The following is a 13,044-nucleotide window of genomic DNA, read 5'->3' as shown; positions in this document are numbered from 1 at the left end:
GCCTGCCTAGTCAAAATCGATCCGGTAATTCGGCGGCTCTTGCGTGATCGCCACATCATGCACATGGCTTTCACGGAAACCGGACGCGGTAATTCGCCGGAACACACAGTTGGTTTGCATATCCGCAATGGTTGCGTTGCCCGTATAGCCCATGGCCGCCTTGAGCCCACCCACCAACTGATGCACCACTGGCTGTACCGGGCCTTTATACGGCACGCGTCCCTCAACACCTTCTGGCACCAGCTTCATATTGTCGGCCACGTCTTGCTGGAAATAACGATCCGCAGACCCCCGCGCCATAGCGCCAATAGAGCCCATGCCGCGATAGCCTTTATAGGTGCGGCCCTGGAACAGAATAACATCGCCCGGACTTTCTTCAGTGCCCGCCAACAGCGAACCGATCATCAGGCAATCTGCACCGCCAGCGATCGCCTTGGCGATATCACCCGACTGCTTAATCCCGCCATCTGCGATCACCGGAATTCCCGCTTTGCGGGCTTCTTCAGCGACTTCCATCACGGCTGTGAGTTGCGGCACACCAACACCTGCGACAATCCGCGTGGTGCAGATGGAGCCAGGGCCAATCCCCACTTTGACCGCATCGGCACCCGCGTCAATCAGGGCTTTTGCGCCTTCTGGCGTGGCGATGTTACCGGCAATCACTTGGGCATAATTGCTAAGCTTTTTAATGGCTTGCACAGCCTTAAGTACGCCAGCGGAATGACCATGCGCCGTATCAACCACAACGACGTCAACGCCCGCATCCAACAACGCCTCGGCACGCACCAAACCATCTTGTCCAACGCCAGTCGCCGCAGCGACACGCAAGCGGCCTTGATCATCCTTAGAGGCATCAGGGTGGGCCTGGGCCTTTTCCATGTCCTTAACGGTCACCAGCCCAATGCAGCGATAAGCATCATCGACCACCAGGAGCTTCTCAATACGGTGTCTATGAAGCAGGCGTTTCGCCTCTTCCCGCTCAACAGACTCGGTGACCGTGATCAAATCGTCTTTGGTCATCAAAGCGCTGACGGGCTCGTCCGGGTTTGAAGCAAAACGAACGTCCCTGTTGGTGATAATGCCAACCAGTTTGCCGCTCTCACGTTCGACCACGGGAATACCAGAGAACTTATGCTCGGTCATAAGGCCCAAGGCCTCGCTAAGCGTTTGATCCGGATAGATGGTCAACGGATTGACAACCATACCCGATTCAAATTTCTTCACTTTGCGAACTTCAGCCGCCTGCTCTTCGACGGTCAAGTTTTTATGGATAACCCCAATGCCGCCGGCCTGAGCCATGGCAATCGCCAAACGATGCTCGGTGACCGTATCCATCGCCGCAGACACCAATGGAATGCCAAGGGTGATGGTCTTGGTCAGGCGCGTCGTGGTATTCGCCTGGTTTGGAAGCACGGTGGAGGCGCCGGGGACCAGAAGCACGTCATCGAACGTGTATGCTTCGGCAAAAGTCATAGGATCCCAATTCACGCGCCATCAGAAAAAGTTGGCGGGTTATCGCATACTTCGGCGCACCCCTCAAGGCACGGACGCACGGGAAATCACTATTCTTTAAAACCCGTCGCGACCACATACATTTCTGCGGATTCCTTCCGGCTTGAGGGGGGCTTGGCATGGGTCACCTTGCTGCAGCGCAGCTTCATCTGCTTGAGCAGCTCATCTTCTGTGCCGCCTTGGAACACCTTGCTAACGAAGGCGCCCCCTGGGGCAAGCACCTCTTCGGCAAAGGCCCAGGCAGCCTCAACCAAGGCTACAATCCGAAGGTGATCGGTTTTTGAATGGCCGGTTGCTGGCGCGGCCATATCGGACAACACCACATCAACGGGCCCACCGAGGGCTTCTCTGAGTTTTTCTGGCGCATCGTTTTCCATAAAATCGAAGGTCATGCAGGTGGCACCTGCAACTTCTTCCCATTCGCGGATATCAAGCGCCACCACCTGGCCTTGCTGGCCAACCCGGTTGAGGGCGACCTGGGTCCACCCCCCTGGGGCTGCACCGAGATCGATCACACGCGCACCTTTCTTTAAGACCTCAAAGCGATCATCCAACTCGATCAGCTTGTACGCAGCCCGAGAGCGATAGCCGTCTGCCTGGGCCTGCCGCACGTAGGGATCATTGAGCTGGCGCTTGAGCCAACGCGTTGAGGAGGACTTGCGACCGCGCGCCGTCTTAACCCGAACACTCAGGCCACGCCCGCTGCCGGATTTACCCACTTCACTGTGCTTTTTGGACATCTCAGAACTGCTTTATCAAACCGTTGCAACTGTGGCATTTTGCGGCATGTGCACGTGAGTCATCATATCTATCAACATGCCTTCTCGCAGGCCACGGTCTGCCACACGCAGCTTCCCAACCGGCCACAAACGGCAGATCGCTTCTAGAATAGCGCATCCGCCCAATACGAGATCCGCCCTTTGCCAGCCAATGCAGGGCTCAGCAGCGCGTTGTTGCAGGCTCATTTGACACAGCGCGCGGCTGTGGGTGGATAGCGTTTCAAAATCTAAGGTTATGCCGTCCACAGCGGTTCTGTCGTAACGTGGAAGTCCAAGATGAATCCCCCCCAGCGTGGTCACAGTGCCAGACGTCCCAATCATTTGTGCCTGCCCGGCGGCAATTCTAGCTGTAATATCATGACCACTCTCAAACGGGTCGAGCAGTCTCTGCACACGAGTTGCCACTTCCTCATAGGTCCGCTCACATAAGTCGCCACCACCACAATCTTCGGCCACCGTGACCACGCCCAAGGGCATAGAGATGCACCCCAGAACCTCCATCTTGAGTGCGCCTTCAACACGCACAAACAAAACTTCCGTACTACCGCCGCCGATATCAAAGATGACCGCATACGGAATATTTGGGTCAATCAGAGACGCGCACCCTTTAAGGGCGAGCCCAGCTTCTTCATCCGCCGTAATAATCTCAAGAGAAATGCCCGTTTCGTCGCGAACACGATGAATAAAATCATCACAGTTCTCTGCTCGGCGGCAGGCTTCCGTTGCCACATGTCGGGAAACGGTGACCCCGCAACGATCCATCTTTTCAGCGCAACATTTAAGCGCCTCGACTGTGCGGTCCATGGCAGCCTCGGAGAGCCGCCGAGACGCGCTTAACCCCTCACCCAATCGGGTTATGCGTGAAAACGAGTCCACAACAGCAAAGTTGTCGTCCTGCGGGTGCGCCACCAGCATACGGCAATTATTGGTCCCAAGATCGACCGCCGCAAGAACGGCTTCAGCGTATTGCTGACCACTGCGAACACCTTCCCCTGGCTGCTTCCGGCCACCGGTTCCCATCGGACGAGACCGGTTACGCACGCTATTTTGGCTTATGGCCACGAAACCCTCTCAGCTTGGCTGCGCCGCGTCATCGCAATGCAGAATGAATGTTATATCTTATCGTAACGCCGCCAAACAGCACCCGGCAAGGCCAGAGAACAGCTGACACGAAGACACTCCCCAAAAGATCTGGCAGGCCAAGCCCTATTAAGGCCGCACTGACCAGAGATATCGTCGCGATGCAGCTTCAGTCTTGAAAATGGGAGGCGATTAAGTAGGATGCGCCGCTGTCACTTAAAATGATACAATAGAGTGGCCTCTGCTGGGGGATAGTTTAACGGTAGAACTGCGGACTCTGACTCCGTCGGTCGTGGTTCGAATCCACGTCCCCCAGCCAACCAGTTTTCAACAAATGCCCGAAAACGCGCGCGCCGCTTTCCGCTGACGTATTTTGATTGGCGCAAATCTATTCTTAAGCACAGTTTAGTTGACAATGATCAAGGAAACTTTCTAGGGGGTTTCTAAGCTGGGGTGGACCTAAACTGGCGCAGGGCTTTCTTTAAGGTGAGTGAAGATAAATCTGTAAATACACAGGGGCCGTTGGAAGACTTTAACTCTATGAACCAACCAGGGACAGAGCAGCCTACTGTGAACAAAATATCGTTCAATGACCTTCTTGAGGTTCTTGGCAAAGGTCTTAAAGATTTCCGGACAGCACCTCTTTACGGTCTGTTCTTCAGTAGTATTTATGCGCTCGGCGGCTGGCTTCTCATCCTTCTGCTGCTTTACTTTGACCTGCCTTATCTGATCTATCCCCTTGCAGCCGGGTTTGCGCTGATCGCTCCCTTTATCGCCAGCGGGTTTTATGTTGTGAGTCAACGACTGGAGTCGAGCGGCGATCAGACGCTTTCTTGGTCGGTCGTTTTTGGTACGCTCAAATCAATGTTTGACCGTGATCTGGGCTGGATGGCATTGGTGACCAGCTTCTCACTATTTATTTGGATGGATATCGCGGCGCTATTGTCTTTCGGCTTTATGGGTTTTCAACTGTTCAGCTTTTCCGAACTGTGGAATCTGATTTTCACCACTCCGGCTGGGTGGCTGTTTTTACTGACCGGCAATACTGTAGGCGCAGTGATTGCCTTTTGTGTCTTTTCCTATTCCGTCGTCTCTCTCCCAATGCTGTTCGACCGCGACATTGACTTCATTACGGCCATGCTGACGAGTGTGCGCTTTGTGATTCTTAACTCCATAGTGATGGCCGTTTGGTGCTTAACCATTGCCGTCCTTATTGGAATTTCATTTTTGTCAGGATTGGTCGGCCTTTTGGTTATTTTACCAATACTGGGCCATGCCAGCTGGCATCTCTACCGCCGCGGTGTTGCCCCCGCACTGCACAATACCCGGCGTATGGCGCCACAGCCCCAAAACTGTTAATAATAATCTATCGCGAGTCGGCTCGCGTGAGCTTCAATAGCTCCGATGAGTTGGAGCCCACCAGTTTCATACAACGGGGAGATTTCAAATGTTTAAGAAAGCACTGTTGACGACAGCGGCCCTCGCTTTGGGTTTCGTAAGCCCAGCCTCGGCCCACAACGCTTTAGACCTAAAAGAAGGTTATGCCGGATATTCAACACCGATGGTTCTGAATGTGAACCATGGCTGCAAGGGCAGCCCGGTCGTTGGGTTACGTATCCGGGTCCCAGATGGTGTTACCGATGCGAAAGCAGCCTTCGATCCATCCTGGACCATCGAATACAAAATGCGCACCCTTGAGACACCAATTATGGCCCATGGACGCCCCATCAATGAAGTGGTCGGGGAGATTATATGGAAAGACCCCGTAAAAACGGTCCCTGCCGATGGTTGGTACCCGTTCCAATTCCGCATGACCCTGCCCGATGAACCCGGCAAGGTTTTCCACGTTCAGAACATTACTGTGTGTGAAGAAGGAACTGACCCTTACGTCGACATGCCAGAAACAGCGCTGGATGTTAACGATCCAGAGTTCGCCGAAAAATCCTGGGCTTTCATGACGGCCACTGCAACACCTGCCCCGTTCTTGGTCATCCGCGCACCAGAGAAAAAACAGTACCCCTGGGAATGGACACCTGCCCAAGCCCGCGGTGAAAGCATGCAACAAGAAGCGATGGCCAAATAACACGGTAACATGCCTCTAAAATATGCAGCTCGGGGCGGCCCACAGCCGCCCCGTTTGTCGCGAACTTTCACATCGATTTAAATTTTGTTTTGCTACGCGCTTAAGACTGAGGTGGTCAGTAAACAATGCTAAATGCACACAATCTCTCTAAGTCTTTTGGCAACCTCGAGGCTCTGACAAATCTTAACCTCAACATTGCGCCAGGCGAGATTTACATCCTGTTGGGCGCAAATGGTGCCGGAAAATCCACAACCATCAGGCTATTTTTAGGATTTTTTGAGCCAACATCTGGAGCTGCTATGGTCAACGGCCACACCGTTTCGGAGCATCCGATGGAAACGAAAAAGGACCTCGGGTATATCCCAGAGCTTGTGATGCTCTACCCAGAACTAACCGGGCTGGAGAACTTAAAGTATTTCTCTAAGCTCGGCGGCCACAGCTACACAGAAAGCGAACTAAGAGACATCTTGCAATCCGCTGGCCTTCAAGCTGAAGCCGCTGACCGACGGATCGCGACTTACTCAAAAGGCATGCGGCAGAAAACTGGTATTGCGGTTGCAGTTGCAAAGCAGGCAAAAGCCTTGCTCTTAGATGAACCGTTTTCCGGATTAGACCCAAAAGCAAGCAACGAATTTGCTCAAATACTCAAAGATATGAAACGCAAAGGAACCGCCATTCTTATGGCAACTCATGACATCTTCCGCGCCAAAGAAGTCGGCAACCGTATCGGCATCATGAGGGCCGGACATCTACTGGAGGAAATCGACCCTTCCATAGTCAGCCATACAGACATTGAAAATATTTACGTCCGCCACATGCAATAGAAGCGCTAAGAAGCTGCTGTGTCGTCAGTTTTAGCAAGCTTCATCAAACCGTCATTATTCCGTAACGCTACCTTTTTGTGATTGAGATAATTTGGTGACCTTAATTCAAATTATAACATTCACAACGTTGGCTGCTTGCTTTGGATACTCAAGACCTAGCGACACAACAAGAAGCGCCGCGCGCCACGTTTGTCGACAAACTCAACCAGATTTACAGCGCTGAGGTTATTGCCCAAATCGCACTTACCCACGGCCTGTCATCCGTCGCCAATTCACTCCAATCTACGCTGATCAGTGCAGGTGCCCTGTATCTACGCTATAGCGGCGAGCAAGGAGGTGGCGCAGCAGATTTATCACCTAAGTGCCGGACGGTTACGCGAACGTCTGAAATTGCACGGCGCCTAAAAAGTGAACTCGAAGATTTGGATTTCTGGGACCGTTGGAAAATTTACAAACGCCTTGAAACCACTGGTCACCCCATTACAGAGAACCTTGATCCTCATACACAAAAAAATCCACTCATGGCCGGCGATATTTTGATTGATGAAATTGGTCTGATTCTCTCTGCCATCACGGCTTACGAAAGTGATTTCTTCAGAGCGCTTTCAGATAAAACTGACAAAAACACAGACATCGGACTCACCTTTTTCGTAGAAGTTGTCGGAGCATTTTGGGAATCCGTTACGGGCGAACGCGTTTTCGAACGCGACCGCGGAGAAGGTTTTGACCCGGGTGCGCTCGCCTTTATTGGTCATTGCGTTGAACCATTGATCGACATAAATCAGGAAATTATAGCGCGTATCGCGCAACAAACTCTGAAATAATTGTTAATCTTCATTCGGCGGCTCATAGCCAGCCGCTAATCTGGGCATGCTGGCTAAGATTTGCCAGTTGCCATTATCACGCACCCACACATGTATAACTTCGTACCATTCATCGACAATCTCACCTTCGGGTCTCATGGTGCGATTATTCAAATAGTAAATCACTGCCGTATCCCCATGCAGCGTAAACGCCTTAAAGTTCATATCGAGCTTTTCTTGGCTATTGCCCTTTAAAAGCTCACCTGTTCTGCGAAGGCCATCCTTGCCGGGAGTCCAGCCGCCCGTTGGGCGTGGAGCAAAATAGTTATCAGACGCGCCATCAATATAAGGTTGGAAATTTCCCTCGCCCCGGCTTGCATAAATTGACTGTTCAAGTGCCCAAATTTCATTCTTGGCTTGCTCAATTTCTTCGGGCGAATGTGGCTGTGCATACCCTGACGATACGACAGACATCACAAAAACTAAGACGAGAACTAAGCGTATAAGAGACATTCTAGCGAGAACCTTCTGTGGAAAAAATTTGAAGCATTATAGTTAGAATAGAAATTTAAACGGTAGCAACTTTTCGATACGTCTCTTCGTCCAACTCGCCTTCAAACTTGGCAACAGCGACCGCCACTGCCGCATCTCCTGTAACGTTAACAGCGGTGCGGGCCATATCAAGAATGCGATCTATCGGTAAGATGAGCCCGACAATCAGCGCTGTCTGTTCAACAGAAATGCCAATCACCGGTAAAATTGTGGACAATAGAAACAGAGACGCAGAGGGCACACCTGCCGTGCCGATGGAGGCTAACGTCACCGTCACAGCGATCATAATATAGTCCACCATGGCAAGTTCTATACCAAAGGCTTGCGCAGAGAAGACAGCAACAACGCCCAAATAAAGCGCTGTGCCATCCATATTGATCGTTGCGCCTAAGGGAATAACTGACGACGCTACGGTCGGCCTCACACCCAAGTTCTGTTCGACGCAGGTTAATGTGACAGGCAAGGTCGCTGAGCTGGACGCCGTAGAATAAGCAACCGCCTGAGCGTCGATGATGCCGCGGAAAAACCGAACCAACGGTAAGCGCAAAACAAACCTTATCAATCCACCGTAAACAAGCACCGCATGGATAATGCAGGCGGAATACACAACCACCACCAGCGTAAGAAGCTTAAGTATGGTTTCCGTCCCCATTGTGCCAGCCACCCAGGCCACAAGAGCGAACACGCCGTAAGGAGCCAATTCCATAACCATGTGGGCCACTTTAAGCATGGCTTCAGCGGCAGAGGAAATAACGTCACCAACGGCTTTGCCCTTATCTCCCGCCAACAAAATCCCTGTTCCGAACAATAAGGAAAATAAGATGATCGCGAGGACATCTCCCTCAGCCATCGCAGCTACAGGGTTAATGGGGATAATTCCTAGGAAGCGGTCAACGGCACTATCCGCAATCGGCATAGCCTGTGAGGATGGTTCAACCAATTCAACGCCGACACCGGGCTGAAATATGACCCCTAAAAACAAACCAACACAGATCGCCATCGCCGTGGTCGCCATGTAAAGCGCCATCGCCTTGCCACCGATCGACCCGAGTTTTTTTGGATCGCCCATGGATAAAAGCCCGGCAACCAGCGTAGTAAAGATAATCGGAACAACCAACATCCTGATGAGCCGGACGAACATATCGCCGACCCACTTGGTTGTCTCAACAACATCTCCGAAGATAAAGCCAATCAGGATACCGACCGCCAACGCAAAAAGAACACGCATCCAAAGCGTGATGTTTTTACGTGTCCCCAGCCAATAAAGGCCAACAAAAACGACTAAGACGGTCAGCCAATAGGTCATCTGTGCTGCTGTCATGATCTCTCCCAGTTAGGTGACTTAGTAATAGCCTACTGCTTAGATCATTTTTTACAACACATCTGCTTGTTCGAGGGTCTCACTGGCTTTGAGCCATTTGGATTCAGCGGCGACAAGACCGCGCTCTATATCAGCGCGAATCTTCATCAGGTCCGACATGGGTTTGCCCTTAAGTTCACCAGTGGCATTTTCAGGTTTAAAGAGTGCTTCGTCGACAGCAGTGCGCCGCACGTTGAGGTGGGCCATTTCAGCCTCGGCATCCGCAACAGCTTTGCGCAAGTTTTTTGTTTGATCTCTTTTGAGAGCCGCTAAGCGACGTTGCTCTTTTTTGTTTGCCGGCTTCAGGTTTGTGGCGTTGGGTTTGTCATTTGAGTCTTGCGTCTGAGACGAAGTAACGTTGCGCCCCATCACCAAGTCCTGATAATCATCCAGAGATCCAGAAAACTCTATTGCCGTGCCATCCGCTACGTAAACCAGCCGATCCGCAGTGAGCTCCAAGAGATGGCGGTCATGACTGACGATAATAACGGCACCGCTATAGGCATTCAGTGCTTGCACCAAAGCTTCGCGGGCATCCACATCCAGGTGGTTGGTTGGCTCATCCAGGAGAAGAATGTGTGGCGCGTCTCGGGTAATCAACGCCAGCGAAAGCCGCGCGCGTTCTCCACCCGACATTTTACCAACCTCACGATTGGCCATCTCGCCTGAGAACCCAAAACGCCCCAGTTGAGCCCGGACGGCCCCGGGTTTAGCCTCAGGCATTACACGCAGCATATGTTGGACCGGTGTCTGATCAGAGATCAGGTCTTCAATCTGATGTTGTGCAAAATAGCCAACACGCAGTTTGGCACTCAGCCCAACTTCACCTTCAAACGGTTTTAACTCGCCAGACAGGAGGCGGGCCAAAGTCGTCTTGCCATTGCCATTGCGCCCCACAAACGCAATACGATCATCGGGATCAATCCGAAGATTGAGGTTTGAAAGAACGGGGGTATCAGCCACGTAGCCGACCTTGGCATCATCCAACGCAATCAGAGGGGGCCGCAACTCGCCAGGGCTTGGAAAGTTAAAGCTCAATGACGGATCTTCAGCAGCGGCGGCAATGGGCTCCATACGAGCCAACGCCTTCATGCGGCTTTGGGCCTGCTTGGCGGTATGCGCCTTGTAACGCCATCGATCCACATAGGCTTGCAGTTCTTTGCGCTTACTGTCCTGCTTAACGCGCATTGCCTCGACTTGGGCCTGCCGCTCCCGGCGCTGACGTTCGAACGCATCATAATTGCCCGGATAGAGTGTCGCCACACCGCCTTGAACATGCAGGATATGATCGACCACGTTATTCAACAGATCACGCTCGTGGCTCACAACCACCAAAGTCGCCGGATAATTTTTTAGGAAAGACTCAAGCCAGAGCTCAGCTTCCAAATCCAGGTGGTTCGATGGCTCGTCAAGCAGCAAAAGCTCAGGCTCTGAGAATAACAACGCCCCCAAGGCGACACGCATGCGCCAACCACCGGAGAAAGAATCCATGGGTTGATTCTGGGTTGCTTCATCAAATCCGAGGCCCGCCAAAATACGGGCCGCACGGGCAGGTGCCCCGTGGGCATCAATCAAGGTCAAGCGGTCATGAATGTCTGCAATGCGATGAGGGTCTTCCGCAGTTTCCGCTTCCGCCAGAAGGTCCAACCGCTCTTTATCGGCCGCCAATACTGTTTCTATGGGCGTTACGGACCCGCCAGGTGCATCCTGGGCCAAATAACCAACCCGCGTGCTGTTCGGATAACTAAAAGAACCACCATCGGGTTCAATTTGGCCTGTCATCACTTTGAGAAGTGTAGACTTACCCGCACCGTTGCGACCAACCAGGCCAACACGACTTTTCGGCGGAATCGCAGCGGTCGCGCGATCCAGGATCACGTTTCCACCCAAACGAACGGTAATATCTTGCAAGGTCAGCATAAGGCCGTCCGGATAGCATACCGGACTCACGAAGGCTATTCGTGAAATAGCCGTTTACAGTTTATCTGCGAGCTTTAAAGGCGATGCCCAACAAAACAACGCTGAGGTTGCACTATTGAAACTTCAGCTTATGGAGTTGTGCGCGAATACCGATGAACTCCAGACCCGTAAGGTCGTCGCCATAGACGAGGTTCTGGGTGGTGGGAAAAAGATACAGAACAGGCGCAAGGTCATGCATCTCCTGGGAAATATCCAACAGCATTTGCAAACGCTTGGCCTCATCAAATTCTGCGGCAACGGCTTCGATTTTAGGCGTTAAACTGGGTTCACAGAAAAACGGGTTTGGCCTGAGACAAGAGTAAGTCTCAAACCCGCGCGCCGCATCCATGAATGTCGAGTTTGACCAGGCCGAAGAAATAATGTCTGCGTCGTTCCAATCTCCCGAGAACCACATCTGCACCCAGCTGGGTCCCTGCGCAAATTGAATATCCAGTTGCACGCCGATGACGGCAAGGTCAGCCGCGACCTTCTGATACATAATGCTCAACACCGGTGGGCCAGGGGTCACCAGTGCCCGTAACGTCATGCCGTCCCCATACCCCGCCTCTGCCAACAAGGCTCGGGCGCGGTCTGGATCATAAGGATAAGGTTTTACATCAGGGTTGTGGCCGTAAACGTCAGGTGTTGTACCTTGTCCCGTGGGCTCGACGAGACCGCCATAAATAAATTTCGCGATACCATCACGATCAATGGCGTAGTTAAAAGCCTTACGCACGCGAATGTCTGTAAACGGCGAATCTGGATCTTGATTTGAAAATGCTAAAGAACCGACCACGGGCGTGATCATAACCTTCACGGTTTGACCAATACTTTCCAGATACTCCAATTCATCAATGGCGACGTTCATCGCCATATCGACCTGATCGGATAACAACGCCTGACTTCTTGCGACACCCTCTTTCTGAACATAAGAGTCTACACGCGAGATGTGGGGCGCACCTCGCCAACTGTCTTTAAAGGCTTCATATTTTATAATGCCGTTAGACTCGCCCCAGTCTGCAATCTGGTACGGGCCAGACCCGATGGGCGTTTGGCTAAATCCTGATGCCCCCAAATCTTCCCATGCCTGGGCCGGAACAGCAATGATGGTGCTCAGGCGGCGGGGCAAAATAGCATCTCGGGTTTGCGTGATAATCAGAACGGCGTATTCACTCTCCACCTCGATACTTTCCACCGTCGGTATCAAAGAAGCAGCATAAGTGGTTTGGCCTTCCTGGCTTAACAAATAATCAATGTTGCGCTTTAAGGACTCCGCGTTGAACGCCTCTCCATTAGCGAATTTAACGTCAGACCGTAAATTGAACCGCCAGGTGAAGTCGTCAATGCGCTCGTAAGACTCGGCAAGAGCAGGAAGTACTTTTCCACCCTCGCCCAAATCCGTAAGGGCGTCATACACCGGAAACAATGTATGCAAAATGCTCGGCAGAGCCTGTGTGTAGGGGTTGCCATAAGCAGGCGCGCGACTCTCAACCGCTATTTTTAAAACACGGTCCTGTGCATTTACATTAAATGCCGAAAGACTGAGAAGCGCGAACGCGACGCCGACAAGTTGTCTATTAATTTGAATCACCTTTGAAAGCCTCAACCTGCTGGTTGGTCTATGAGAATGTCGTGATTACAACGCAATACGGCGGGCAACACCAGAGGCCTGCCCGCCGCTCACTGTATGGTGATCGATACGAAGCTGTATTTCGTCAGTGATCGTGGCTGTGAAGTATTTTTTGCGCCAGACCCGTTTCATAAATAACTCCCTCAGACGTCAAAACAGCGCCGGGAGGCGTGCCGGCAACCAATCCTTTTCTGGCAAGGGCCGTCCACACGGCTGGGTTATGCAGCCCGGTGGCATCACTGCCCATGACCAAATGCGGTCCGACATGAAAGTGGTTGCCATGTGGAGACGGCAGCATGGGGATGGGTCTATCCCCGACCGTCGCCGCACCCTCTTCCGGCTCAGTGAGGGCTTGCAGGATTGTCAATGTTTTAAGCTGAAGGGCGTTGAGTTTCAGCGGATTGCGTTTAACAGCCATGATTGAACTTTCACTAACGAACGATAAGCATTGAAACGATGAGC

Annotated in this window: 12 protein-coding genes and 1 tRNA gene; 5 read left to right on the top strand and 8 right to left on the bottom strand. The window is 52.2% G+C overall.

Annotated elements, in window-relative coordinates; all coding sequences use genetic code 11:
• Positions 1-6: 6 nt before the first annotated feature.
• The 3 genes from guaB to RIC29_12785 form a co-directional block, all read right to left on the bottom strand.
• Complete coding sequence (gene guaB, locus RIC29_12795; protein ID MEQ8735796.1) at positions 7-1,473, bottom strand: IMP dehydrogenase; 1,467 nt, start codon at positions 1,471-1,473, stop codon at positions 7-9.
• Between the two features lie 89 nt (positions 1,474-1,562).
• Positions 1,563-2,252, bottom strand: a complete 690-nt coding sequence (locus tag RIC29_12790) for an RlmE family RNA methyltransferase (protein MEQ8735795.1) — start codon at positions 2,250-2,252, stop codon at positions 1,563-1,565.
• Between the two features lie 15 nt (positions 2,253-2,267).
• Positions 2,268-3,353 (bottom strand): Ppx/GppA phosphatase family protein, encoded by a 1,086-nt coding sequence (locus tag RIC29_12785; protein ID MEQ8735794.1) that lies wholly within the window; start codon positions 3,351-3,353, stop codon positions 2,268-2,270.
• A 263-nt stretch (positions 3,354-3,616) separates the two neighbouring features.
• On the opposite strand from RIC29_12785, the gene RIC29_12780 reads away from it, so the two are divergent.
• From RIC29_12780 to RIC29_12760, 5 genes are all read left to right on the top strand, one after another.
• Positions 3,617-3,690, top strand: a tRNA-Gln gene (locus RIC29_12780).
• A 167-nt stretch (positions 3,691-3,857) separates the two neighbouring features.
• On the top strand, positions 3,858-4,730 hold the full coding sequence (locus RIC29_12775; protein MEQ8735793.1) for a DUF2189 domain-containing protein: 873 nt from the start codon (positions 3,858-3,860) through the stop codon (positions 4,728-4,730).
• An 88-nt stretch (positions 4,731-4,818) separates the two neighbouring features.
• On the top strand, positions 4,819-5,454 hold the full coding sequence (locus tag RIC29_12770) for a DUF1775 domain-containing protein (protein MEQ8735792.1): 636 nt from the start codon (positions 4,819-4,821) through the stop codon (positions 5,452-5,454).
• 125 nt (positions 5,455-5,579) lie between these two features.
• Positions 5,580-6,278 carry an ABC transporter ATP-binding protein gene (locus RIC29_12765; protein ID MEQ8735791.1) on the top strand — a complete coding sequence of 233 codons (699 nt, stop codon included), beginning with the start codon at positions 5,580-5,582 and terminating at the stop codon, positions 6,276-6,278.
• Positions 6,279-6,418: 140 nt separating this feature from the next.
• Positions 6,419-7,102: a hypothetical protein gene (locus RIC29_12760; GenBank protein MEQ8735790.1), complete on the top strand. Its 684-nt coding sequence runs from the start codon at positions 6,419-6,421 to the stop codon at positions 7,100-7,102.
• 3 nt (positions 7,103-7,105) lie between these two features.
• Here the strand turns inward: RIC29_12760 and RIC29_12755 are convergent, their stop codons facing one another.
• From RIC29_12755 to RIC29_12735, 5 genes are all read right to left on the bottom strand, one after another.
• Positions 7,106-7,594, bottom strand: coding sequence for a nuclear transport factor 2 family protein (locus RIC29_12755; protein MEQ8735789.1), 489 nt, complete (start codon positions 7,592-7,594; stop codon positions 7,106-7,108).
• A gap of 55 nt (positions 7,595-7,649) precedes the next feature.
• Positions 7,650-8,954, bottom strand: a complete 1,305-nt coding sequence (locus RIC29_12750) for a dicarboxylate/amino acid:cation symporter (protein ID MEQ8735788.1) — start codon at positions 8,952-8,954, stop codon at positions 7,650-7,652.
• 51 nt (positions 8,955-9,005) lie between these two features.
• Entirely contained in the window at positions 9,006-10,913 is a 1,908-nt protein-coding gene (locus RIC29_12745) for an ABC-F family ATP-binding cassette domain-containing protein (GenBank protein ID MEQ8735787.1), read from the bottom strand.
• A 112-nt stretch (positions 10,914-11,025) separates the two neighbouring features.
• Positions 11,026-12,543: an ABC transporter substrate-binding protein gene (locus RIC29_12740; protein MEQ8735786.1), complete on the bottom strand. Its 1,518-nt coding sequence runs from the start codon at positions 12,541-12,543 to the stop codon at positions 11,026-11,028.
• A 124-nt stretch (positions 12,544-12,667) separates the two neighbouring features.
• Positions 12,668-13,000, bottom strand: a complete 333-nt coding sequence (locus RIC29_12735; protein MEQ8735785.1) for a hypothetical protein — start codon at positions 12,998-13,000, stop codon at positions 12,668-12,670.
• Positions 13,001-13,044 lie beyond the last annotated feature (44 nt).

Source organism: Rhodospirillaceae bacterium (assembly GCA_040219235.1).
In the GTDB taxonomy this organism is placed as follows: domain Bacteria; phylum Pseudomonadota; class Alphaproteobacteria; order Rhodospirillales; family Rhodospirillaceae; genus WLXB01.
Note: the sequence above shows the minus strand (reverse complement) of the source record. Positions and strands in the feature narration are given on the sequence as shown.